The organism is Variovorax sp. 10N412 (assembly GCF_056394985.1).
Map to the genome: position 1 here is coordinate 353,181 of NZ_JBFTIO010000001.1, position 19,780 is coordinate 372,960.

General features: G+C 67.1%; 32 protein-coding genes and 1 tRNA gene. 26 read left to right on the forward strand and 7 right to left on the reverse strand.

What is annotated here, in order from left to right; translation table 11 throughout:
* Positions 1-12 precede the first annotated feature (12 nt).
* Together AC1DJH_RS01765 and AC1DJH_RS01770 are read right to left on the reverse strand one after the other, a co-directional pair.
* The gene (locus AC1DJH_RS01765; protein ID WP_478184508.1) at positions 13-225 is read right to left on the reverse strand and encodes a hypothetical protein; all 213 of its coding nucleotides are present in this window, start codon (positions 223-225) and stop codon (positions 13-15) included.
* A 3-nt stretch (positions 226-228) separates the two neighbouring features.
* Positions 229-486, reverse strand: a complete 258-nt coding sequence (locus tag AC1DJH_RS01770; RefSeq protein ID WP_478184509.1) for a hypothetical protein — start codon at positions 484-486, stop codon at positions 229-231.
* An 80-nt stretch (positions 487-566) separates the two neighbouring features.
* On the opposite strand from AC1DJH_RS01770, the gene AC1DJH_RS01775 reads away from it, so the two are divergent.
* The 13 genes from AC1DJH_RS01775 to AC1DJH_RS01835 all read left to right on the forward strand — a co-directional run bounded on the left by AC1DJH_RS01775 (position 567) and on the right by AC1DJH_RS01835 (position 8,980).
* On the forward strand, positions 567-1,262 hold the full coding sequence (locus AC1DJH_RS01775) for a S24 family peptidase (RefSeq protein ID WP_478184510.1): 696 nt from the start codon (positions 567-569) through the stop codon (positions 1,260-1,262).
* The gene (locus AC1DJH_RS01780; RefSeq protein ID WP_478184511.1) at positions 1,262-1,630 is read left to right on the forward strand and encodes a hypothetical protein; all 369 of its coding nucleotides are present in this window, start codon (positions 1,262-1,264) and stop codon (positions 1,628-1,630) included. The genes AC1DJH_RS01775 and AC1DJH_RS01780 overlap by 1 nt, the downstream gene beginning before the upstream one ends.
* 182 nt (positions 1,631-1,812) lie before the next feature.
* The gene (locus AC1DJH_RS01785; protein ID WP_478184512.1) at positions 1,813-2,121 is read left to right on the forward strand and encodes a hypothetical protein; all 309 of its coding nucleotides are present in this window, start codon (positions 1,813-1,815) and stop codon (positions 2,119-2,121) included.
* The gene (locus tag AC1DJH_RS01790; RefSeq protein WP_478184513.1) at positions 2,118-2,441 is read left to right on the forward strand and encodes a hypothetical protein; all 324 of its coding nucleotides are present in this window, start codon (positions 2,118-2,120) and stop codon (positions 2,439-2,441) included. The genes AC1DJH_RS01785 and AC1DJH_RS01790 overlap by 4 nt, the downstream gene beginning before the upstream one ends.
* Entirely contained in the window at positions 2,438-2,632 is a 195-nt protein-coding gene (locus AC1DJH_RS01795; protein ID WP_478184514.1) for a hypothetical protein, read from the forward strand. The genes AC1DJH_RS01790 and AC1DJH_RS01795 overlap by 4 nt, the downstream gene beginning before the upstream one ends.
* Positions 2,629-2,814 carry a hypothetical protein gene (locus AC1DJH_RS01800; RefSeq protein ID WP_478184515.1) on the forward strand — a complete coding sequence of 62 codons (186 nt, stop codon included), beginning with the start codon at positions 2,629-2,631 and terminating at the stop codon, positions 2,812-2,814. Before AC1DJH_RS01795 ends, AC1DJH_RS01800 begins: the two co-directional genes overlap by 4 nt.
* 10 nt (positions 2,815-2,824) lie before the next feature.
* Positions 2,825-3,838, forward strand: a complete 1,014-nt coding sequence (locus tag AC1DJH_RS01805) for an ERF family protein (RefSeq protein WP_478184516.1) — start codon at positions 2,825-2,827, stop codon at positions 3,836-3,838.
* Between the two features lie 12 nt (positions 3,839-3,850).
* Positions 3,851-5,590, forward strand: coding sequence for a YqaJ viral recombinase family protein (locus tag AC1DJH_RS01810; RefSeq protein ID WP_478184517.1), 1,740 nt, complete (start codon positions 3,851-3,853; stop codon positions 5,588-5,590).
* Positions 5,591-5,615: 25 nt separating this feature from the next.
* Positions 5,616-5,900, forward strand: a complete 285-nt coding sequence (locus AC1DJH_RS01815; protein WP_478184518.1) for a KTSC domain-containing protein — start codon at positions 5,616-5,618, stop codon at positions 5,898-5,900.
* A gap of 67 nt (positions 5,901-5,967) precedes the next feature.
* A complete protein-coding gene (locus tag AC1DJH_RS01820; RefSeq protein ID WP_478184519.1) occupies positions 5,968-6,135 on the forward strand; it encodes a hypothetical protein in 168 nt (55 codons plus the stop codon).
* Positions 6,136-6,251: 116 nt separating this feature from the next.
* On the forward strand, positions 6,252-6,917 hold the full coding sequence (locus AC1DJH_RS01825; RefSeq protein ID WP_478184520.1) for a hypothetical protein: 666 nt from the start codon (positions 6,252-6,254) through the stop codon (positions 6,915-6,917).
* 3 nt (positions 6,918-6,920) lie between these two features.
* Complete coding sequence (locus AC1DJH_RS01830; RefSeq protein ID WP_478184521.1) at positions 6,921-7,088, forward strand: hypothetical protein; 168 nt, start codon at positions 6,921-6,923, stop codon at positions 7,086-7,088.
* Complete coding sequence (locus AC1DJH_RS01835; protein WP_478184522.1) at positions 7,085-8,980, forward strand: DNA cytosine methyltransferase; 1,896 nt, start codon at positions 7,085-7,087, stop codon at positions 8,978-8,980. Before AC1DJH_RS01830 ends, AC1DJH_RS01835 begins: the two co-directional genes overlap by 4 nt.
* An 11-nt stretch (positions 8,981-8,991) precedes the next feature.
* On the opposite strand, the gene AC1DJH_RS01840 is transcribed toward AC1DJH_RS01835, so the two are convergent.
* Genes AC1DJH_RS01840 through AC1DJH_RS01850 form a run of 3 tightly spaced genes read right to left on the reverse strand, consistent with a single transcriptional unit; the run spans position 8,992 to position 10,080 of the window.
* Entirely contained in the window at positions 8,992-9,600 is a 609-nt protein-coding gene (locus tag AC1DJH_RS01840; RefSeq protein WP_478184523.1) for a hypothetical protein, read from the reverse strand.
* A gap of 39 nt (positions 9,601-9,639) precedes the next feature.
* Positions 9,640-9,882, reverse strand: a complete 243-nt coding sequence (locus tag AC1DJH_RS01845) for a hypothetical protein (protein WP_478184524.1) — start codon at positions 9,880-9,882, stop codon at positions 9,640-9,642.
* 6 nt (positions 9,883-9,888) lie between these two features.
* Positions 9,889-10,080 carry a hypothetical protein gene (locus AC1DJH_RS01850; protein ID WP_478184525.1) on the reverse strand — a complete coding sequence of 64 codons (192 nt, stop codon included), beginning with the start codon at positions 10,078-10,080 and terminating at the stop codon, positions 9,889-9,891.
* A gap of 29 nt (positions 10,081-10,109) precedes the next feature.
* Between AC1DJH_RS01850 and AC1DJH_RS01855 the strand changes: the two genes are divergently transcribed.
* The 8 genes from AC1DJH_RS01855 (at position 10,110) to AC1DJH_RS01890 (ending at position 14,504) form a co-directional block, all read left to right on the forward strand.
* Complete coding sequence (locus AC1DJH_RS01855) at positions 10,110-10,310, forward strand: hypothetical protein (protein WP_478184526.1); 201 nt, start codon at positions 10,110-10,112, stop codon at positions 10,308-10,310.
* 319 nt (positions 10,311-10,629) lie between these two features.
* Entirely contained in the window at positions 10,630-11,586 is a 957-nt protein-coding gene (locus AC1DJH_RS01860; protein WP_478184527.1) for a phage Gp37/Gp68 family protein, read from the forward strand.
* Positions 11,583-12,368 (forward strand): hypothetical protein, encoded by a 786-nt coding sequence (locus tag AC1DJH_RS01865; protein ID WP_478184528.1) that lies wholly within the window; start codon positions 11,583-11,585, stop codon positions 12,366-12,368. The genes AC1DJH_RS01860 and AC1DJH_RS01865 overlap by 4 nt, the downstream gene beginning before the upstream one ends.
* Positions 12,365-12,904 carry a DUF1643 domain-containing protein gene (locus tag AC1DJH_RS01870; RefSeq protein WP_478184529.1) on the forward strand — a complete coding sequence of 180 codons (540 nt, stop codon included), beginning with the start codon at positions 12,365-12,367 and terminating at the stop codon, positions 12,902-12,904. The genes AC1DJH_RS01865 and AC1DJH_RS01870 overlap by 4 nt, the downstream gene beginning before the upstream one ends.
* Entirely contained in the window at positions 12,901-13,194 is a 294-nt protein-coding gene (locus tag AC1DJH_RS01875) for a hypothetical protein (protein ID WP_478184530.1), read from the forward strand. The genes AC1DJH_RS01870 and AC1DJH_RS01875 overlap by 4 nt, the downstream gene beginning before the upstream one ends.
* A complete protein-coding gene (locus AC1DJH_RS01880) occupies positions 13,191-13,415 on the forward strand; it encodes a hypothetical protein (RefSeq protein WP_478184531.1) in 225 nt (74 codons plus the stop codon). The genes AC1DJH_RS01875 and AC1DJH_RS01880 overlap by 4 nt, the downstream gene beginning before the upstream one ends.
* A gap of 220 nt (positions 13,416-13,635) precedes the next feature.
* Positions 13,636-14,214 carry a hypothetical protein gene (locus AC1DJH_RS01885; RefSeq protein ID WP_478184532.1) on the forward strand — a complete coding sequence of 193 codons (579 nt, stop codon included), beginning with the start codon at positions 13,636-13,638 and terminating at the stop codon, positions 14,212-14,214.
* Complete coding sequence (locus AC1DJH_RS01890; protein WP_478184533.1) at positions 14,211-14,504, forward strand: helix-turn-helix transcriptional regulator; 294 nt, start codon at positions 14,211-14,213, stop codon at positions 14,502-14,504. The genes AC1DJH_RS01885 and AC1DJH_RS01890 overlap by 4 nt, the downstream gene beginning before the upstream one ends.
* On the opposite strand, the gene AC1DJH_RS01895 is transcribed toward AC1DJH_RS01890, so the two are convergent.
* Positions 14,477-15,778 carry a tyrosine-type recombinase/integrase gene (locus AC1DJH_RS01895; protein WP_478184534.1) on the reverse strand — a complete coding sequence of 434 codons (1,302 nt, stop codon included), beginning with the start codon at positions 15,776-15,778 and terminating at the stop codon, positions 14,477-14,479. The genes AC1DJH_RS01890 and AC1DJH_RS01895 overlap by 28 nt on opposite strands.
* Before the next feature lie 227 nt (positions 15,779-16,005).
* On the opposite strand from AC1DJH_RS01895, the gene AC1DJH_RS01900 reads away from it, so the two are divergent.
* The 3 genes from AC1DJH_RS01900 to AC1DJH_RS01910 all read left to right on the forward strand — a co-directional run bounded on the left by AC1DJH_RS01900 (position 16,006) and on the right by AC1DJH_RS01910 (position 17,094).
* Positions 16,006-16,079: transfer RNA gene (locus AC1DJH_RS01900), tRNA-Gly, on the forward strand.
* A 74-nt stretch (positions 16,080-16,153) separates the two neighbouring features.
* The gene (locus tag AC1DJH_RS01905; RefSeq protein ID WP_435435719.1) at positions 16,154-16,438 is read left to right on the forward strand and encodes a hypothetical protein; all 285 of its coding nucleotides are present in this window, start codon (positions 16,154-16,156) and stop codon (positions 16,436-16,438) included.
* A gap of 32 nt (positions 16,439-16,470) precedes the next feature.
* The gene (locus AC1DJH_RS01910) at positions 16,471-17,094 is read left to right on the forward strand and encodes a hypothetical protein (protein WP_478184535.1); all 624 of its coding nucleotides are present in this window, start codon (positions 16,471-16,473) and stop codon (positions 17,092-17,094) included.
* Positions 17,095-17,107: 13 nt separating this feature from the next.
* Here the strand turns inward: AC1DJH_RS01910 and AC1DJH_RS01915 are convergent, their stop codons facing one another.
* Positions 17,108-18,007 (reverse strand): LysR family transcriptional regulator, encoded by a 900-nt coding sequence (locus AC1DJH_RS01915; RefSeq protein ID WP_478184536.1) that lies wholly within the window; start codon positions 18,005-18,007, stop codon positions 17,108-17,110.
* Positions 18,008-18,117: 110 nt separating this feature from the next.
* Here AC1DJH_RS01915 and AC1DJH_RS01920 point away from each other — a divergent pair, with 110 nt between their 5' ends.
* The gene (locus AC1DJH_RS01920; RefSeq protein WP_478184537.1) at positions 18,118-19,395 is read left to right on the forward strand and encodes an SGNH/GDSL hydrolase family protein; all 1,278 of its coding nucleotides are present in this window, start codon (positions 18,118-18,120) and stop codon (positions 19,393-19,395) included.
* Positions 19,396-19,499: 104 nt separating this feature from the next.
* Positions 19,500-19,724, forward strand: a complete 225-nt coding sequence (locus AC1DJH_RS01925; RefSeq protein ID WP_435483461.1) for a hypothetical protein — start codon at positions 19,500-19,502, stop codon at positions 19,722-19,724.
* Positions 19,725-19,780 lie beyond the last annotated feature (56 nt).

Genomic DNA, 19,780 nt, shown 5'->3' on the forward strand with positions numbered 1-19,780 from the left:
CATGGCTGGTCTTCACTCCATGAACTGGCTCTCGAACTCGTCGAGCACCTGCGTGCCCAGCGCGCTGCGGCGCTCGAGGGACAGGAAGAAGGCGACGACGGATGCGCCGAGGGCGAGTGCCGCGGCGCCAGGGCGGCCGGAGAAGAAGGCCGCAAGCGCGAGGCCGCTGCCAACCAGGACGGTGGCGGTCGTGATGACCAGGGTGATGACGCGGGGCAGGCGCATGGTTCAGGCCCCTGCCCTTGCGATGTCTGCGCGCGGCGAGCAGAGCTCGGGCCAGATCTCCTGCCAGTCGGGCCGCTGTTCTTGGCGCGGCACCGCACCGCGCGACTCGCGCTCGATCTTCACGCAGAGCTTTTCGCTCGGCACGCGGGCGTCCTGCTCAGCAGCGAGCTGCGACAGGTAGACCGGGCTGATCCCGACTCGCCCCGCAAACTCGGCGACGCCGCCGCGGGGAAGGCCATCTAGGTATGCTCGGAGCTTCATTGGGTGGTATGCATAGTGCGCAACATGGGTCGGAGCATAGTGCATACCGGAAGCATATGCAACACGCATACGCTCCGCGAATGGAAAAAAGTGAAAGCCCTGAGAGCCCGCGGCGCATTCGACGGCGCGAGCGGCTCAAGTTGCTGATCAACGAAGAAGGCAGCGCCGCCAACGTGGCGCGCGTCATCGACACCCCGCGCTCGCACTTGAGCGCGATTTCGAGCGGCACACGTGGTCTTGGTGACGAACTGGCCGCCAAGCTTGAAAAGGCCTTCAACAAACCCGCAGGCTGGTTCGACACGCCTGTATCGGCAAGCACTGAACCCGACCTCATAGACCTCGATGCCCACCCAGACCTCACGTCGATTCGCAAAGTGAACCTGAGGCTCCAGGCGGGCGTGGACGGTTTTGCGATCGAACCCTTAGACGAGATCGACGGGCCGCCGATCTTTTTTCGCAACGACTGGATGCAGCAGCGCGGCTACAAGCCCTACCACCTGATCTCGATCAAAGTTCGGGGCCAGTCGATGGAGGACAAGCTGTTTGAGGGCGACATGGTCGTCATCAACACGGCCGACACAGAGCCCAGGGACGGGGATGTCTTCGCTGTGAACTACGAGGGCGAAGCCGTCATCAAGCGCATGAAGCGAGAGCGCGGCACCTGGTGGCTGTCCTCTGACAACCTCGACAAGGCACGCTACCCTGACAAGGAATGTGCGGGCAATGCATGCATCATCGTCGGGCGTGTGATCCACAAGCAAAGCGAGAGGATCTGATGAAGGCGACTCCCCTGCTCCTCCTGGCATTGGCCGCTGGCAACGCCATCGCGGCTGACTGCGCCAAAACAGATTTGCGCTGCCGTGGCGCGGCCGGTTTTGCCGCAGCTGCTGCGGCCTGTCCCGCTCATATCGAGCAGCGGTCCGAGTACAGCGCACGCTGGACCGATGCGCCCGGCGTGCCCAAGTTCAGCCGCTTCACCTGGACTGCGGAACCTGGCGGCTCGTTGACGTTCATCGGCGACCGAGTCGAGTTCCAGTCGCCCACCGGCGCCTACAAGCCTATGCGCTACCTGTGCGAGTTGGCCGCGGACGGCAAGACCGTCGTCGGCGCCCGGGTCTACGAAGGCCGCCTGCCGCTTCAGTAGCCCGCGCGGCGCCGCCGCACGCCCTCCACACCAGCCCGCCGCCCGCGGGCTTTTTTGCGCCTGCGCATCGGCTGCATAACTTTTTTTCGACAAGCGTATGCATAACGCTTGCAACAGAGATATGCATATTGCATACTCTCTCCACGCCCTGCAATTCCGCAGCGGCCTCGTGGAGAGATCAGATGATCAAGAGCACCAAGCAGAACTGGACCGTCGGCAACGCCGTCAAGGTGGGCTTCCTTTCTCTGACCGTCGTGGCCGTGGTGGCGACCCCGGGCGACTACAAGCCGGACGCGTACGTGCTGTCCAGCAAGACGGCCTTCTACGAGTTCGTGCCGCATAACGGCCTGAACAAGATCACCGCCGATGAGGCCCGCGCGCTGATCGCAGCCGGCAAGCGCGTCGCTGCACAGCAAGCCGCCGCGGCTACGGCCAAAGCTTCGGCCACCTCCGCCCACGCCGCTCTTGTTCGCTCGCTGGTGGCCGCATGAGCGTCGCGTCCTCTCAGTCTTTCATGCCCGGCAACCACGCCGAGCTGTCGAAGTTCCAGCGCATGGTGGCGCTGGCGCGCGCCCAGTGCACTTTGAACAGCTTCGAGCGCGAAGAGCGCATGCGTGCCTACCGGTTGGCGCTGCAAGACGCCGACTGGCACTACGCCATGGCGTCCGGCGCGGCCTACCGCGACGGCCGCAAGCAGTTCGACCACCTGTACGAGATGCAGGAAGAGATCGACCCGATGGGCGAAGTGTGGCGGGAGATCGCACCGGCTGGCTTGGCTGTGCCGCAGCCACGCGTGGGCGGTGCATCGTGAGCGCGTTCCTCAAAGCCCTCGACGAGGCAGCCGTGAAGTGGGCGCTGTGCATGGCGGCGCTTGCAGTCTGGCTGCTGCTCAATGCGTGGCTCGACAGCCAGCCCTCCGAGACCGATGCGTTTCGTGCGGTGCAAGCCGATCTGGCCCAAGCACCTGCGGACGAGCGCGCAGCCATGCGAGGCCCCCAATGAGCCGCGCCCGCCCCCACGGTTTCCCTCACGACACGCCGGACCCCCTGGCCGCGTCCACGAGCCCCATCGACGCACTGCTCGACCTCGTGGTCGTGTGGATCAAGGTCGCCTCCGCCTGCGCGGCCCTGGCCGGCCTGCTCGCCTTCTTCTTCCCTTCCCTCCTCATCAACCTCCTCCGCTGAAAGCCCACCCGTGAACGCAACCACTGTCCAAGAGCACGAGGTGCTCGAACTCGAAACCATCGGGCCAGCCGCGGCGCCGGTGCCGGCCACGCGCTCCAGCCATGCGCTGGCCAGCAGCGGCCCCACCGAGTCTTCGCCCTTCGGGATGATGCTCACCGCGCTCGGCCGCGGCGCGTCGCTCGAGCTGGTCGAAAGCGCCATGAAGCTGCAGGAGCGCTGGGAGGCCAACGAAGCGCGCAAGGCCTTCGTGCAGGCCATGGCTGACTTCAAGGCTGAGCCGCTGGAGATCTTCAAGCGCAAGCAGGTCGGCTACACGACGGACAAGGGCGGCTTCGTTGGCTACAAGCACGCCGAGCTGTCGCACATCACCGACGTGGTGGTGCCGGCGATGGCGCGCCACGGTCTCTCCCACCGCTGGGACCTGCAGCAGGGCAGCGGCCGCATCGTGGTCATCTGCACCATCACGCACCGCCTCGGCCATAGCGAATCGGTCTCGCTCGATGGCGCGCCGGACAACAGCGGCAAGAAGAACGGCATCCAACAGGTCGCATCGACCATCACCTACCTGCAGCGCTACACGCTGCTCGCTGCCACCGGCCTGGCCACGAAGGACGATGCCGACGACGACGGCAAGGGCGCGGGCGAAGACGGCCGCGACGACGGCAACCCCAATGGCCGCACGGCCGCGCCGCCTCCCCCGCCGACCACCTACCCCGACGACCAGTTCCGCACCAACCTGCCGAAGTGGCGCGAGGTGATCGCCGCCGGCCGCAAGTCGCCGGATCAGATCATTTCGATGGCGCAGACCAAGCACCCGCTCACCGAAGAGCAGAAGCGCGCCATCCACGAGTCGCCCCGTGCCACGGGCCCGACCTACGCCCACGTTGCCGAGCAGTTGAACAAGGCTGCGAACGACGACGCGCTGGCAGTTGCCGCCGACCTCATCAAGGCCGTGGCCGACGCCACCCACCGCACCGAACTCAACGCGCTCTACGACAAGCGCCGCGCCGAACTCAACGCCTGAAAGACCACCACCATGAAGACCCTCGACCTCGTTCAAGGCAGCCCCGAGTGGCATGCCCATCGCGCCACGCACTTCAACGCCAGCGACGCGCCGGCCATGATGGCGTGCTCGAAGTACAAGACCCGTTCGCAGCTGCTGCACGAGCTGCACACCGGCATCACGCCCGAGGTGGATGCATCGCAGCAGTTCCGCTTCGATGAGGGTCATCGCTTCGAGGCGCTGGCGCGCCCGATGGCGGAGCAAGTCATCGGCGAAGACCTCTACCCCGTCGTCGGCACCGAGGGCGAGCTGAGCGCGTCTTTCGACGGCCTCACCATGGACGAGTCGATCGCGTTCGAGCACAAGAGCCTGAACGACGAACTGCGCGCCGCGATGACTTCGATAGACGGCGCGCTGCTGCCGCTGGCCTACCGCGTGCAGATGGAACAGCAGTGCATGGTGGCCGGCTGCCGCAAGGTGCTGTTCATGGCGACGAAGTGGGTGGGCAACGAGCTGGTCGAAAGCCGCAAAGCTTGGTACCTGCCCGACCCGCAGCTGCGCGCGCAGATCGTCGCGGGCTGGGCGCAGTTCGCGCAGGACCTGGCCGCCTACGTGCCCTCCACCGCGCCCGCGGTCGAGAAGGTCGTGGCCGAGCCGGTGGAAGCCCTGCCCGCGCCGTTCGTGCAGGTCACGGGCCAGCTGGCGCTGCAGGACAACTTCAAGGTGTTCGAGGAGCGCCTGCGCGACTTCCTCGCCAACCGCCTCATCCGCGAGCCGAAGACCGACGAAGACTTCGTCAACCTCGACGCGCAGATCAAGGCCATGAAGGAGGGCCGCGAGGCCCTGAAGTCGGCCAAGGCACAGATGCTCGCGCAGGTGCAGCCGATCGACATGGCAAACAAGACGGCCGAGGCGCTCGACAAGCTGCTGCAGCAGAGCTGCAAGATGGCTGAAGAGCTGTTGGCAGGTGAGAAAGAACGCCGCCGTGGCGAGATCGTGGCCGCTGGCGTGAAGGGCTTGGACTCGCACATCAAGGCACTGAATGCTCGCCTTGGCCGCGACTACATGCCCAAGGTGCTGGCCGACTTCGGCGGCGCCATCAAGAACAAGCGCAGCTTGGCCAGCATGGAAGAAGCGGTCTCCAACGAGCTGACGCGCACGAAGTTGGCTGCAAACGAGATCGCCGACCGCATCCAGGTGAACCTGACCACGCTGCGCGAGCAGGCCGCCGAGGTCGTGTTCCTGTTCCCCGACACCGCGCAGATCGTGCTGAAGGCGCCCGACGACCTGACTGCGCTGGTCAAGAACCGCATCGCCGACCACCAGGCCAAGGAACAGGCGCGCATCGACGCCGACCGCGAGCGCATCCGCAAGGAAGAGGCCGCACGCATCGAACGCGAGCAGGAAGCCGAGCGCCAGCGCGTCGCCCGCGAGCAGGCAGCCGCGTCACCGGCACCGGCCTCTTCACCGGCAGCGCCGCCGGCCGCCGCTGCGCCCGCTGTTGCACCAGCGCCAGCACCAGCACCAGCACCGACGGTGATCGCTATGCCCCAGCGCGCGGCGGCCGCGCCGACCGCGCACCCCACGCTGAGCCTCGGCCAGATCAAGGAGCGCATCGCCCCGCTGTCGATCACCGCCGAAGGCCTGGCCCAGCTGGGTTTCAACGGCCTCAAGGAGCGCGGCTCGGTGCTGTTCCACGAATCCGAGTTCCCTCACATCTTGGCCGCGATGGCCAACCACCTGCAGGCCATCCACGCCAAGCAGGCCGCCTGATCCCCCGCAACTCCAGGAGCACACCATGCCCAAGACCCACACGCCCGCCGCCGCGTTCTCCGACAAGCCGTTCGCCGCCATCCCGATGACCCCGGTGGAATCGCACCAGGTGGCCGCCATCGGCTACGACGCAGCCCGCCGCACGCTGCAGGTGACCTTCACGCGCGGCCCCGGCCACGCCTACCAATACCCGAACGTCGAGCCCCGGCTGCACGCCGACTTCATGGCGGCCGAGTCGAAGGGCAAGTTCTTCGGCGAGCACATCAAGCCGCTGGCCTTCGACAAGTTCCCCGCGCCCGTCGCGGCCTGACATGGGCGAGCAGCAGTTCTGGCTGGTGTGGAACCCGGAGGGCCAGCGCCCGCCGACGCGCCAGCACATGAGCGCAGAGAGTGCTGGCGACGAAGCGGAGCGGCTCGCAGCGCACGCGCCGGGCCAGTCCTTCTACGTGCTGCACGCAGTGGAGGTGCGCCGCACCGCCCACGCGCCGGTCGAGACCATCGCGCTCGCAGAGCCCGAAGAGCCCGACGACGAGATCCCGTTCTAGACCAACCATTTTCGGGCGCGCCTGGCTGGGCCATCTTCTCCTCCCTCCTCCCTGCATTCCAGCCAGCGCCGCGCGAGCGGCCGCCCTTCTTCTCTTCCTACCTTCGAAAGGTCCCAATGCTCGAACTACTCGAACCAACCACCGTCAAGCTCTCCAACGTCCAGACGCGTGTGGAGAAGCACGGCGACGAAGAGGTGATGGCCATCGACCTCGCCGTCACCTGGAACACGAACAACCGCTCGCTGACGGCCATCCAGAAGCAGCTGCGCAACGCTCTGTTCTGCAACCTCGCGCAAGAGTCCGAAAGCCCGCAGGCCGAGATGGATTTGCCCGTCGACGAGATGCCGAACGTGCGCGTGCCCGGCATGGACTACCCGGTCAAGCTGGACTTCCAGCAGGTCGGCGCGCGCGTCGAGGTGGCCTACGGCATCGACGAGACCACGGCCATCGTGCTGCAGCTGTGCAAGGTGCACAAGTTCCGCATCACGCCCATCGAGGGCGGCTCGGCCGAGGTGAAATTCGCCATCTCGTCGGCGTCCGAAATCGACGACCACATCATCGGCACGCTGTCGATCCTGCAGCAGCGCGACATCTCGATCCAGCTGAACATGCCCGAGGTCGAGCCGGAAAAGCCGCTCACCGAGCGCGACGTGTTCCCTGGCGCGCCGCCGAGCGAGCCCCAGAAGCCGCTCACCGCCGACGATGTGTTCCTGAGTGCGCACGGCACCGGCGACAACGACGGCGACAACACGGGCCCGGCCGACGAACCCGAGGACGCCTGACCCATGGACTTCACCGTCATTCCCATCGAGAAGGTGAAGGCTGCGTTCGCGCGCGCCCTCGCCCTCAATCCCGACCGCGACGCAGCCGCCCGCGCCGCTGCACAGGCCCTCGGCATCACCGCCGAGGCCGTGCGCGAGGTCGTTGAAACCACCACGAGCACCACAGAATGAACACCGTCGAGATCCGGCACTTCCACGCTTTCGTCGGCCTCGGTGGCGGCGCGCGCGGCTTCAACAAGGCCAATCCGCGCGTCGGCACCACGCAGGCGAAGTTCCGCTGCATCGGTGGCATCGACGTCGACGCGGCCGCCATCCGGGACTTCAACCGCCTGGCCAACGCCACGGGCACGGTGCTGGATCTCTTCGATCGCAGCCAGTACGAGGCCTTCCACGGGCGCACGCCGCCGGCTGGCTGGGTGGAGGCCACCACCGCCGACATCCACCGCGCCGCTGGCCACGAACGGCCGCACATCGTGTTCCTGTCGGCGCCCTGCAAGGGCTTCAGCGGACTGCTGTCCGAGGGCAAGAGCAAGACCGACAAGTACCAGGCGCTCAACCGACTCACGCTGCGCGGCGTGTGGCTGATGCTTGAGGCCTGGAAGGACGATCCCGTCGAGATGATCCTGTTCGAGAACGTGCCGCGCATCGCCACGCGCGGCCGGCACCTGCTCGACCAGATCACCGGCTTGCTGCGCAGCTACGGCTACGCGGTGGCCGAGACCACCCATGACTGCGGCGAGATCGGCGGCCTGGCACAGAGCCGCAAGCGCTTCCTGCTGGTCGCCCGGCACATCGAGAAGGTGCCGCCGTTCCTGTACGAGCCCGAGAAGCGCCAGCTGCGCGCCGTGGGCGACGTGCTGGGCAAGATGGTGATGCCCGGTGACCTGCGTGCCGGCCCCATGCACCGCATCCCCGCGCTGCAGTGGAAGACCTGGGTTCGCCTGGCGTTTGTCGAGGCCGGCAGCGACTGGCGCAGCCTGAACAAGCTGGCCGTCGAGAACGGGCACCTGCGTGACTACCTGATCGTGCCCAGCACACAGGAGGGCACTGGCGCCTATGGCGTCACCCGCTGGGAGGACCACTCGAAGCTGGTGGCCGCGCGCAGCGGCCCCAGCAATGGCCCGTTTTCGGTGGCTGATCCGCGCGCGCCGGCGGCCGCGCTGCAGTACCAGCAATACGGCGTGCTGGACTGGGCCGAGCCCATGGGCGCAGTAATCGGCGTGAAGTCCCCCGGCCAAGGTACGTTCAGCGTGGCCGACCCGCGCGGCCCGCAGGATCGCAAGCCCTTCTCAAAATATGCGGTATCCGGCTGGGATATGCACGCTGGCACCGTGATCGGGGGCGACGACACCGGCGCCTATGCGGTTTCCGACCCGCGGCATGCAGGACCGGCCAAGCACAGCAACGAGTTCCGCATCGTCCCGTGGGACCGGTCGAGCATGGCGGTCACCAGCGCGCATGGCACCGGCCAGGGCGTGGCGGATCCGCGCCAGCCGGGCCTTCCCTTCAGCAAGTACTTGGTGACCAGCTACGACGAGCCGGCCGGCACCGTGATCAGCGGCAGCACCACCGGCCAAGGCGCATTCGCCGTGGCGGACCCACGAAGCGGCATCCAGCGCGGCAAGGGCGACAACTACCTCACGGCCGGCCACTACGGGGTGATGCCGTGGACCGAGCCCGCGGGCGCTGTCAGCGCAGCTGCTGGCCACGACAACGGCCGGTGGAGCGTTGCTGATCCGCGCATGCCCGCTCCGGCCGACAAGGTGGTGTGCCGCATCCAGGCGCTCGACGGCACCTGGCACCGCCCGTTCACCACGCTGGAACTGGCCGCGCTGCAGTCGCTGTTCGACCCTGAAGAGAAGTTCGAGCTGGACGGGCTGAGCGATCAGGCGTGGCGCGAGCGCATCGGCAACGCAGTGCCCAGTGACGCGGCCTGCGCGATCGCCGGCGTGATGGGCACCACGCTGCTGCTGGCGTGGAGCGGCGAGACCTTCATGCTGTCGGCCCAGCCGATCTGGGTGCGCGATGTGGCGATGGCTCTGACTATGGGACAGGGTCTATGAACTACCCACATCTAACCGTCGCGAAGTGCCTTCTGCGCTGCAGCAATCGAGTCATGCAGCATGTCCGCGCGCGGCTTGGTCAACGCCATAGTCTGCTCTGCGAACTGGCGCAGGGGGCCCCAGCGTGGGTGCCCGTCATCAGCGGTTGCCGCGTGCGCGGCCTGCATGTGACCCAGCAGCGTTTTCGCCGCGCTCTCGGCAACGAGGAGCGCCTCGATAGTGAGGTGCGTATCGAACCGCAAGATGTCAACTCTGGCGAGCGCGTTCGCCACACCTTCCAACTCGATGCACATGTGCAGCAGGTTGAGCTGGTGTTCGTTGCGTTGAAGAGTTACTTTTTCTGCGAGTCGGAAGGCGGCACTGAGCAGGTGCAGCGCTCCAACGTTCAGGGCGATCTGCTCGCGAGCCTCCGCCTCGAGCTGGCGCTTTTGCTCCAACCCGTGTTGACGTTGTACGACCCACATTGCAAGCCAGATGGCTGCGACCGAGCCGACGGCTTGCACCCAGGCGGCCAACTTCTCATGGGTCTCCAACCAGATCTGCAATGGCCCCCAACCGACTACGACTGCGATTGCGGCGCCGACAGCCGACCATGTTCCGAGCATCGCAAGTCCATTCATGCCCACCTCCATCGTTTGATGGGGGAAGTATCCCCCGGCTCAGTCTTCCAGGTCGAACTGCCCTTGCAGCGAGCGGATGATGCGCGCGATGTCGGCGCGGTGGGTGCCGCGGTCGGTCAGCACCGGAACGGTCCAGTTCGGCTCGCCGTCGCTGCCGCCGCCAGTGCCAACCACGTGGCCGCGGTGTACGTCGGTCACCTGACCAGCCAGATCAGGGATCGCCTCAATGCGCTCAAGCAGCAACTGCTTCAGCTGCGCGGCGGTACGGGTCGACTTGGCCACACCCTGCTAACGCTGCCGCATCTCGGCGGCGGCCGTCTGCGTGTTGATTGCCAGCGCGACCAAGACCGAGCCTACGAAATTCGGATCGACCTTCGAGTCGTAAACGGCCTTCGATGCGAGTTCCAACGCCTGCGCAATCTGCTCCTTGGTCAATTTATAGGCCATCTCCTGAGCCGAGTTCACCTGTTGCGTTGCCATGTGATTTCTCCATTGAAAGGAGTGGCATTTTGAACCTACTCGACACATCCCCAGAGCGCGAGCGCGCGCACGAGATCCAGGCCGTGCAAATGGCCGCCCAGCAGCTGGTCGACGCGGCCCGTGCGCGCGGCCTCGTGGTCACCATCACCCTCGCACCGCGCATGCCGCCGGCGATGGGCTCCTACGACATGGTGTTCGACATCAGGGAGGCGCGATGCCCTTCGGCCTGAACCCCACAACTGGACGCCCAGGCCCAGCCCCACAGCCGGCACGAGACGGCGACAAGGCCCAGGCTCGACAGCGCGTCAACGTCGAAGTTCGAACAGGTCGCCGCGCCCATCCGAACACGCTGCCCTGCGCGGACTGTGGTCATGACCATGGCCCAGGCGAACGTCGGCACGAGTACGACCACCACCTGGGCTATGCCCCAGAGCACCACCTGGACGTGGAGCCGGTGTGCACCACGTGCCATCGCGCGCGCTGCGCGGACCGCAAAGAACTAGTTCAAACCCGAGACCACCTCGGCAAATTCACGCGCAGGAGCAATTGATGGGCTCAGCAACAAAAATCGAATGGTGCGACCGGACCTTCAATCCTTGGATCGGCTGCACGAAGGTTTCCAAAGCCGCCACGGGCGGCGGTGGCTGCGACAACTGCTACGCCGAGGTGAGTACGCCGGTGCGGGTGCTGCGCGGCAAGGGAACTGAGACCTGGGGCGTCCGCGCGCCGCGGGTTCGCACCAGCGTCGCGAACTGGGCGCTGCCCAAGCGCTGGAACGCGCAGGCGGATGCGTTCTATGCGCAGCACGGCCGCCGCCAGCGGGTGTTCTGCGCCAGCCTGGCCGACGTGTTCGACAACGAGGTGCCCATCGAATGGCTGCGCGATCTGTGCGCGCTAATCGAGCTCACGCCGAACCTCGACTGGCTGCTGCTCACGAAGCGCATCGGCAACGTGTTCGAGCGGCTGATCGAAGCGCGCTCGCACGACTGGGCCGCAGGCCAGCGCAACGTGCGGCTCGGCATAACGGTCTGCAACCAAGCCGAGGCTGACCGCGACATTCCGAAGCTGCTGCGCACGCCGGCGCACACGCGCTTCTTGAGCATGGAGCCGCTTTTGGGGCCAGTGAACCTGATCCCCCCTGCCATCGGCTGGGGTTGGCTGCGAGGGGTGCGGGCAATCGACTGGGTGATCGTCGGCGGCGAGAGCGGCCCCGCCGCGCGGCCGATGCATCCGGACTGGGCTCGCGGCCTGCGTGACCAGTGCGCAGCCGCGGGCGTGTCGTTCCTGTTCAAGCAGTGGGGAGAGTGGACGCCTGGCGAGAACGTCGAACGCGTGCGCGGCACCGTCGACACCGCCTTCCTGCAAGGCGACCGCTGGGACCTCTACCCGCTGAACCTTGCGACGGACGAGGGGCACATCGACGACCAGCCGGACCTGTATCGGGTGGGCAAGAAGCAAGCCGGCCGCCTGCTCGACGGCCGCGAATGGAACGAGGTGCCGCGATGAAAGAGCGCCCCATTCTCTTCTCCGCGCCCATGGTGCGCGCGCTGCTCGACGGCACGAAGACGCAGACGCGCCGCATCTGCAAGAGCCAGCCCTACGCCAACGGCTTCCAGTTCGACGGGCACGACATCCTGTGCCACAACGACTATCTGCCGCCCAGCACCATGCTGATGGACGTGAAGCGTGGGCCATACCGGTACACCACGTCGAATGCCGAGGGCTGGGAAGTCGAGTGTCCATACGGCCAGCCGGGCGATCAGCTGTGGGTGCGTGAGACGCACGCCCCGCAGCCGGATTGCTCTCTCGCGTGGGAAAAATGGCTGCACGGCGCCGGCGGCGAGAAGCCGATCATTCACTACGCGGCCGACGCCTCGGAGCGCGCGTGGGTCGAGAAGTGGCGCCCGAGCATTCACATGCCTCGCTGGGCCAGCCGCATAGACCTCGAAGTCACCGGGGTGCGCGTCGAGCGCCTGCAGGACATCAGCGAGGCCGACGCCGAGGCCGAGGGCTGCGAGCGTCTGGACAGCGAGCGCGACGTGCACGATTGGAAGCTGTGCCCGCAATGCGGCGGCACCGGCCTGTACACCTCCTTCGGTCCGAACCTGGGCGCATGCCCGGACACCGACTGCCAGAAGTGCGACACCTACGTGAAGCGGTACCAGCACCTGTGGGAGTCCATCAATGGCCCCGACAGCTGGACCTTGAACCCTTGGGTATGGGTCGTGACGTTCCGCAGCGTGCGGGCCGGGGACTGTTCCTTCATCACCACGAAGGAAGCCCCATGAAACGCTCTGCCCATATTTCGCCCTGCGGCACCTGCCGCTGGACTCTCACCCGCCGCTGGGATGACCGGCCCGTGCTGCTGGTGTGCATGTTCAACCCCAGCGACGCGGACCATGAGATCGACGACCCGACCGTCACGCTGGTCTGCCACATCGCGAGCCACAACGGCTTCGGCGGCGTGGTGGTCGTGAACGCGATCCCGCTGCGCAGCTCGAAGCCGGCCGCAGCCATCGAGATGGTCAACACGTGGGAAACCCGTCGAGATTGGTACGACCGTGACCGCCTGCAGGAAAACGTCGGCGTGATCCTGACCGAGGTGCAGAAGGCTGGGGCGGTGCTGCTCGCATGGGGTGCGCTGGCCGACCGCTGCTCGGATTGGGTCTACCACGTGCAGGAGGAGATCAGCGCATCGCTGCCCGCTGGCTCGGAGATCTACTGCCTCGGCAAGACGAAGGCCGGCTACCCGAAGCACCCGTTGGCGCGCGGCAAGCACAAGGTGCCGAAGAACGCGCCGCTGATCCCTTGGAGCAGCCGATGAGCCGCCCGTTCTACAGGACCATCTACCACCGCAACGACTGGACGTTGGCCGACGCTTTCCGGCCGCAGCCGGGATGGGGAAGTCGCACGTTCACCGCTCCAGTCGCCGCACTCGAAGGAATGTCCGAAGCGCGACTGATTGGTGCGGCCCGCGAGGCCGCCCCCGAAGGCTATCGGCTCACCAGTCTGTCGGTGTTCCCCGTGGATGGCGATGAGCGCGTCATCTGGAGCACGTCGCCGGATCCCAGATTCCGCCCCAGTCCGGCTCCTGCCAAGGAAAACGCGTCATGACCCGCCCCGGCTTCGGCGCTCTCTCAAGCGCGGTGGCGCAGACCAAGGCCGCCATCTTCCGCCAGCACTTCGACCCGAAGACGCTGCGCCCCGCCGAGACCGTCAAGGCATCCATGCAGTGCATGAGGTGCCGCGGACTCCTCACCTACACCGCCAGCGCCATCGACGGCCGGATGACCGGCCGCTGCTCGAGCGCGGGCTGCTTGAGGTGGGCGGAATGAATCAGACGCTACGTGCGCTGATCTCTGCGCTGGCGCCTCGGAGAGCGGCCTCTACAGATGGAAATGCACCATCCGGGTTGTCGAAGTCGTCGCTTGTCCAGTACCAGCCATTCGGCACCTTGCCGATCCTCACGACTTACGTCTTGCCCTTGATCAACACGTCGTGCGTTTCGATGTCCGTCATGTTCATTTCGGTCTCCAACCTCTTGAAAGCGCAAGTATGACTGCGACCGCCTTCCCTCTGACCTGGCCGAGCCAGTTCCCCCGCAAGCAGTATCCCGAGGCCGGCGCCTTCAAGACCGCGCTGCCGGCCGCCCTGAAGAACGTGCAGGGCAGCCTGCGCCTCTTCGCCGCCGACAGTGGCAAGAAGGTCGACGGGCTGGTCATCAGCAGCAACGTCACGCTGGGCACCCAGAAGCCAGCAGACCCTGGCGTGGCCGTCTGGTTCACCTGGGATGGCCTGCAGGTGTGCATTCCCGTCGACCGGTACCGGACCGTCGAGGCCAACCTGCAGGCGATCCATCACATCCTCGAGGCGCGCCGCGTGGAGCTGCGCCACGGCACGCTGGCGCTGGTGCGCGCGACGTTTCAGGGCTTCGTCGCGCTGCCGGCTCCGGCCACGCAGCGCCACTGGCGAGCCGTGCTCGGCTTCCCAGCCGATGCGACCGTCAATGCCTCGATGGTGAAGGAGCGCTACCGCTCGCGCGCAAGCAGCGCGCACCCCGACAAGGGCGGCACCACCGCCGAAATGGCCGAACTCAACCAGGCGCGCGACGACGCACTGAAGGAATGCTCATGACCGCCACAGCCACGAACTCCATCGCGCCAGTGAAGAAAGAGCGCCCGGCAATCGTGCGGATCACCCCGCTCTATCTCGCCCGCCCGGACGCGGCCGCGTTCCTCGCCATCTCCGAAAGTACGCTCGACAACCTGGTGGCGCGCGGCGACCTGCCGAAGCCGCGCAAGCTCAGCGCCGGTCGCACTGCGTGGCTGGTCGATGACCTGGAGCACTGGGGCCGTGAGCGCCCAGAGTCCGACCTGCTGCCGCCGAAGAACAGCGGCTACGGCCGCGCCGGCGCACCGGCCTGACGACCGAGCCCCTCGAGGTGCTTGGCCAGGCGCGTCAGCCACAGACGGCGCTCCGCGTCGTAGCTGTGCGCGTTGTAGGTGCCTTCGATGGTCGGTGGCAGATGGCCCAGGAGCGCCTCGCCGATTTCCTTCGGACAGCCCAGCGCGGCCAGCATGGTGCGGCTGGTCCGGCGCAGGTTGTGCGGCGTCCAGTTCGCCACGGGCAGCACGAGCCCCTCCCCCTCGCGGCGCGCCACCTTCGCGGAGTACGGCTGCAGCCCGTAGATGTAGGTCGAGAAGTCATGCTGTGTGTACTGCTCACCGCGCGTGTCCTCGAACAACAGCCCGGACTTTCCCACGGCGGCAAGGCGCCGCTGCACGATCACCAGCGCGCGACCGACGAGCGGCACCCGCAGGTCGACTGCCTCTTCGAAGCGCGCGTTCTTCGTCGCCTCCTTGGGCACCGTCCACCACCAGCCGTCTTTCTCCTCGGCGATGTGCGCTGGCCGCATGGCCAGGATCTCGGCGCCGCGCGTGCAGGTCCACAGGTACATCTGCAGCGTGTCGCGGCCGAGATCGTGCATGTTCGGCAGCCAGGCGAGCAACGCTCCGACCTCCTCGTCGCGAAGCACCCGCCGCAGCTGGCCCTGATGCTCGCCGCCGACGATCTTCCCCTTGCTCTTCAGCTTGCCCTTCATGATCGTGGGCCACCAGTTCGGCACGTCCTGGTCGATGCGGCCCGCGTCCAGCGCACGCGCCCAGGCGGCACCGAGCATCGAGCGTAGCTTTTGGGCCGCGGTCGGCGTAGCTTTCCTGGCTTCCAGCAGGTCGAAGCACGTGGAGCGCGTCACCGCCGCCGCCGGCGTCTCGGCGAAGGCGGGCTCTTCGTCCAAAAGCTTCTCCAACGCGCGGCGCGCGGCCACCGCGCCAGCCTCTTCACGCTCCTGATCGATGTGGTTGGTGAGGTAGTCCTGCACCAGCTTGCGCACGGTGAACACCTCGGCGGTGGCCGGCGCCACGGCAGGCTTGCGCTGCTGGCTCTGGAACGCCTTCGGGTCGATGCCCTCGGCCCGCTTGGCGCGCAGGCTCTCGACGATCTCGGCCGCTTCGGACGGGCGGACCTTGGGATACGGGCCAATCCGCGTCTGCTTCATCAACCCCGTGCCAGGCTGCTTGTAGCGGTAGGTCCACGTCATCTTCGAGGCCGACGCGACGAGCCGCAGCCCCTCGCAGCCTTCGACAACGAGGTGCTCGCCAGGCTTGAGCTGCTTGGCGGCGCGGGCATCGAAGAACATGGAACCGTATACTCCGGGCTGTCGTTGCGGCGCAGGCATGCCCGCGACGAGTGGGCCAAGCGTAGATTTCCTCGAAAAGCTACGCCAAAACCTACGCTGAAGCGCAAAGTGTATAGCCCGGGGGCTGGCGGCGGATGGGCAAGCACCCTTCCCTCAGAACGCTGGTTTCCCTCGGTAGATCAAGCGCTTAGGTCAAAATCTCGTTGCCCATCAACAGGTTGTAAAATGCGGGTGTAGTTCAATGGTAGAACGGCAGCTTCCCAAGCTTCATACGAGGGTTCGATTCCCTTCACCCGCTCCAACAAGCCTGCGCAGGGCTCCTTTCCAGAGCGCAAGCAGCCTCGTTCCCGCCCCCCGATCACGTAGCATCCGGCCATGAGCTACACCGTCAAACTGATCGATTTCCCCGACGCGCCGGCCGATGTCATCGCCTCTGCGGAATCGCGCTTCCGCCGCGAACTCGACAAGCTCCTCGGCGAGAACGTCGAGCCCGCGCTGAAGGCGTTCGAGAACGCCAGCGAATCGAGCGCGGACGAACTGACCAAGGACGAAATCGCGCTCGCCGCCACCTGGGCCAAGTCCTACGACGCGGCCAAGACAGCGGGCTTTCGCGCGCTCGGCGAAGCCGACGAGGCCTACTTCGAGATCCGCATCGACTGACGCTGTCGTTCCCCGCCCCTCCGGAGCCGGCCATGAAACTGCTGTACGCCCTGCTTCTGTGCACCCTGCTGTGCGCATGCGCCACGGCACCGGGCACCTCACCCGGCAATTCGCCAAAAGCCGGCACCGACGCGGCGCACGAACCGGCAACCGCCCCGCCCACAGGCGTGCAATGGCGCTATGCGGGCACCCGGTCCTACGAGGCGCTGAACGCCGGCCTGGGGCGCAGCCATCGCTTCGAGAGCAGCATCGGCTGGGTCGACGTCTACGTGTACGACATGAAGCGCACCGACTGGCGCCCGGGCGTGGACGACGCGCAGTTCGACGAGCACTTCAAGAGCACCCTCGCCGAGGTCCAGCGGGCCGCCGCGCAAGGCGTATACGCCAGCGCGAAGATCGGCGCCACGCGAGACGTACGCATCGACGGCCTGGCTTTCCGCTCGATTTCCTTCCGGCTGACGAACGCCCGGGACGGCAAGGTCTACGACTCTTTCACCTACCTCACGGCGCGCGGCGGCAGGCTGCTGAAGTACCGCATGTCCTTCAACGCGCCGGCACCGGCCAACGTGGATGCGGTTGCGCGCGAGTTCATCGAGCGCAGCCTGCGCACCGGCCCCGACACCCCCGCCGGCACGCGCGAACTGCGCAACACCTGAGAGCCGCTCGCCCCTACTTGCGCGCGGCACCCGGCAGCCTGGCCACCCGCTGCGCCAGAAAGTCCACCCACACACGCACCCGCAGCGGCTGGTGGCGGCGCGCGGCATACAGCAGGTGCACCTCCTGCACCGGGCCGGTGTGGCGCGGCAGCACGCGCACCAGGCGGCCTTGCGCGAGCAGGTCGGCCACCATCCACGTGGGCTGCAATGAAATGCCGGCGCCGGCGAGCACGCTGTCCAGCATCGCCACGGCGTTGTTCACGCGGTAGCGGCTGCGCACCGGCACGCTGACAGCGCCTTCGGGCCCCTGCAGCAGCACGCCGTCGTCGCCCGGCGCATAGCGCAGGTAGTCGTGTGCCGGCAGGTCCTGCGGCTTTCGCGGCTTGCCGCGTGCCGCGACGTAGGCCGGCGAGGCGACCAGCACACGCGGCCAGGTGCCGAGGTGGCGCGCGACCAGGTCGGGCGGCAGCACACCGCCCACGCGCAGCGACACGTCGATGCGCTCTTCCCGCGGATCGACGAAGCGGTCGTCCAGCACCAGTTCCAGTTCGATGTCGGGGTACAGCGCCAGGAACTCCACCGCCATCGCGTTGAGGTGCCGCTGGCCCATGGTGACCGGGGCACTCGTGCGCAGCAGGCCGCGCGGCTGCTCGAGGCCTTCGCGTGCATCGGACACCGCGTCGCCGTAGTCCTCGAGCACGCGCTGCGCACGTTCGTGAAAGCGCTGCCCCTCCTGCGTCAGGCTCAGGCCCGCCGCGGTGCGCCGCAGCAGCCGCACGCCCAGCGAGCGTTCCAGCCCCGCCACCAGCTTGCTGACCGTGGGCTGCGTGGTGCCGAGCGCGCGGGCCGCGCCCGACAGGCTGCCCAGTTCCACGCTGTGGACGAAGGCTTCGAGGGCGCGCAAGGTGTCCATGGATGTATTCGAATATGGAATGGTCCGGATGTCATTCTGCCGTCTACCCATCCACATGGGCATGAAAGAAAGTCGAGGCCTGGCTTCAACTTCTCTCAAGGACATCTTCCATGACGGCATCCTCATTCACATCGATCCTTCGCCACGGCGCCCTCGCGCTCACCCTGGCAGGCGCAGCCGCCGCGTCGGCGGCTCCACCGGTGGCCACGCACTGGAGCCCGAGCTGGATGGCCAGCACGCAGCCGCTCTGGCACGGCGACTTCGTGCTGCCCTTGGGCCTGCCCTTCCAGTTCAACCGGCAGACCGTGCGCCAGGTGGCACGCCTGAGCATCGGCGGCCCGCGCTTGCGCGTGGTGATCAGCAACGAAGGCGGCACGGCGCCGCTGCACATCGGCGCAGCACGGGTGGCAAGGCATGCCGGCGGTTCGGCCATCGTCGAAGGCAGCGACCGGCCGCTGCGCTTCGGCGGGCAGGCCGAGGCGACCGTGGCGCCCGGCGCGCGGCTGGTCAGCGACCCGGTCGACATCGCCGTTCCCGCGCTCGGCGAAGTCGCCGTGTCGCTCTACCTGCCGCAGCCCAGCCAGCCCGCGGGCTTTCATTTCGACGCACGCCAGATCGCCTACGTGGCCGATGGCGACCTCACGGCTGCGCAGCGCATGCCTGCGGCGGCCACGCCCTGGAGCACGCGCGTCTACGTCAGCAGCCTGATCGTGGAAACGTCCACGCCGCCAGCCACCGTCGTCGCCTTCGGCGATTCGCTGACCGACGGCAACGGTTCGACGCCGGGCGCCAACACCCGCTGGCCCGACGCGCTGGCTGAGCGCCTGGCGGGCCGCCACGTGGCGGTGCTGAACGCCGGCATCTCGGGCGGCCGCCTGCTGAAGGACGGCATGGGCCGCGCCGGCCTGGAGCGCGCCGGCCGCGATGTGTTCGCACAACCCGGCGTGCGTGCCATGGTCGTGATGCTGGGCACCAACGACATCGGCTGGCCGGGCGGCCCGTTCGCGCCGGGCGAACCCGCGGTGCGCGCCGACGAACTGATCCAGGGCTTTCGCGCGTTGATCGAGATGGCGCACGCCCACCACGTGCGCATCATGGGCGCCACCATCCCCCCGAACGAGCGTGCGCTGGAAGGCACGCCGCTCGAAGGTCATTATTCGCCGGAGAAGGACAAGGTGCGCCAGGCCGTGAACCGCTGGATCCGCGAAAGCGGCGCGTTCGATGCGGTGGTCGATTTCGACGCGCTGCTGCGCGACCCGGCGCAACCGTCGCGCATGAAGGCAGCGATGGACTCGGGCGACCACCTGCACCCGGGCGATGCGGGCTACAAGGCCATGGCCGCGGCCATCGACCTGGAGGCCCTGCTCGGCGCGCCGGTCCAGCCCTGAGGCCGGTCGGATCCGCCCGTGGTTTGAGACTGTGAAAATACTGTACATAAATACAGTATTTCCTTAAAATTGCTCGTCTCCAAGAACACCACCGAGGCGACACCATGACCACCGCCAACCCGCCTGCGTCCGCCCCGGCGCAGGCGCTTTTCTTTTCCCGCCTGCAGCAGTTGCAGACGCGTTCGCGCACGGGTCGCCTCTCGACCTGGCCTTTCAAGGTGGCCCGCGAGACGGGCCCTGGCGACTTGCATGAGGGAAACGATGTGCGCGTTCAGGCCGCGCGCGTGATCCGCACGACGGCCGAGAGCTGGTGGCCGCCGGGTGCTTGAACTGCCCGAGCTCCGCCGCATGTCGACCGGCTTTGCCCTCGTCTGCTCGCATCCAT

Bases quoted from the DNA above. Each gene is read 5' to 3' on its own strand.
- AC1DJH_RS01850 (WP_478184525.1), bottom strand. From the start codon at position 10,080: ATGGCAACGCAACAGGTGAACTCGGCTCAGGAGATGGCCTATAAATTG.
- AC1DJH_RS01785 (WP_478184512.1), top strand. From the start codon at position 1,813: ATGATCAAGAGCACCAAGCAGAACTGGACCGTCGGCAACGCCGTCAAG.
- AC1DJH_RS01865 (WP_478184528.1), top strand. From the start codon at position 11,583: ATGAAAGAGCGCCCCATTCTCTTCTCCGCGCCCATGGTGCGCGCGCTG.
- AC1DJH_RS01775 (WP_478184510.1), top strand. From the start codon at position 567: ATGGAAAAAAGTGAAAGCCCTGAGAGCCCGCGGCGCATTCGACGGCGC.
- AC1DJH_RS01885 (WP_478184532.1), top strand. From the start codon at position 13,636: ATGACTGCGACCGCCTTCCCTCTGACCTGGCCGAGCCAGTTCCCCCGC.
- AC1DJH_RS01830 (WP_478184521.1), top strand. From the start codon at position 6,921: ATGGACTTCACCGTCATTCCCATCGAGAAGGTGAAGGCTGCGTTCGCG.
- AC1DJH_RS01800 (WP_478184515.1), top strand. From the start codon at position 2,629: ATGAGCCGCGCCCGCCCCCACGGTTTCCCTCACGACACGCCGGACCCC.
- AC1DJH_RS01810 (WP_478184517.1), top strand. From the start codon at position 3,851: ATGAAGACCCTCGACCTCGTTCAAGGCAGCCCCGAGTGGCATGCCCAT.
- AC1DJH_RS01925 (WP_435483461.1), top strand. From the start codon at position 19,500: ATGACCACCGCCAACCCGCCTGCGTCCGCCCCGGCGCAGGCGCTTTTC.
- AC1DJH_RS01840 (WP_478184523.1), bottom strand. From the start codon at position 9,600: ATGAATGGACTTGCGATGCTCGGAACATGGTCGGCTGTCGGCGCCGCA.
- AC1DJH_RS01825 (WP_478184520.1), top strand. From the start codon at position 6,252: ATGCTCGAACTACTCGAACCAACCACCGTCAAGCTCTCCAACGTCCAG.
- AC1DJH_RS01890 (WP_478184533.1), top strand. From the start codon at position 14,211: ATGACCGCCACAGCCACGAACTCCATCGCGCCAGTGAAGAAAGAGCGC.
- AC1DJH_RS01815 (WP_478184518.1), top strand. From the start codon at position 5,616: ATGCCCAAGACCCACACGCCCGCCGCCGCGTTCTCCGACAAGCCGTTC.
- AC1DJH_RS01895 (WP_478184534.1), bottom strand. From the start codon at position 15,778: ATGTTCTTCGATGCCCGCGCCGCCAAGCAGCTCAAGCCTGGCGAGCAC.
- AC1DJH_RS01905 (WP_435435719.1), top strand. From the start codon at position 16,154: ATGAGCTACACCGTCAAACTGATCGATTTCCCCGACGCGCCGGCCGAT.
- AC1DJH_RS01770 (WP_478184509.1), bottom strand. From the start codon at position 486: ATGAAGCTCCGAGCATACCTAGATGGCCTTCCCCGCGGCGGCGTCGCC.
- AC1DJH_RS01920 (WP_478184537.1), top strand. From the start codon at position 18,118: ATGACGGCATCCTCATTCACATCGATCCTTCGCCACGGCGCCCTCGCG.
- AC1DJH_RS01875 (WP_478184530.1), top strand. From the start codon at position 12,901: ATGAGCCGCCCGTTCTACAGGACCATCTACCACCGCAACGACTGGACG.
- AC1DJH_RS01910 (WP_478184535.1), top strand. From the start codon at position 16,471: ATGAAACTGCTGTACGCCCTGCTTCTGTGCACCCTGCTGTGCGCATGC.
- AC1DJH_RS01915 (WP_478184536.1), bottom strand. From the start codon at position 18,007: ATGGACACCTTGCGCGCCCTCGAAGCCTTCGTCCACAGCGTGGAACTG.
- AC1DJH_RS01765 (WP_478184508.1), bottom strand. From the start codon at position 225: ATGCGCCTGCCCCGCGTCATCACCCTGGTCATCACGACCGCCACCGTC.
- AC1DJH_RS01835 (WP_478184522.1), top strand. From the start codon at position 7,085: ATGAACACCGTCGAGATCCGGCACTTCCACGCTTTCGTCGGCCTCGGT.
- AC1DJH_RS01880 (WP_478184531.1), top strand. From the start codon at position 13,191: ATGACCCGCCCCGGCTTCGGCGCTCTCTCAAGCGCGGTGGCGCAGACC.
- AC1DJH_RS01860 (WP_478184527.1), top strand. From the start codon at position 10,630: ATGGGCTCAGCAACAAAAATCGAATGGTGCGACCGGACCTTCAATCCT.
- AC1DJH_RS01790 (WP_478184513.1), top strand. From the start codon at position 2,118: ATGAGCGTCGCGTCCTCTCAGTCTTTCATGCCCGGCAACCACGCCGAG.
- AC1DJH_RS01820 (WP_478184519.1), top strand. From the start codon at position 5,968: ATGAGCGCAGAGAGTGCTGGCGACGAAGCGGAGCGGCTCGCAGCGCAC.
- AC1DJH_RS01780 (WP_478184511.1), top strand. From the start codon at position 1,262: ATGAAGGCGACTCCCCTGCTCCTCCTGGCATTGGCCGCTGGCAACGCC.
- AC1DJH_RS01870 (WP_478184529.1), top strand. From the start codon at position 12,365: ATGAAACGCTCTGCCCATATTTCGCCCTGCGGCACCTGCCGCTGGACT.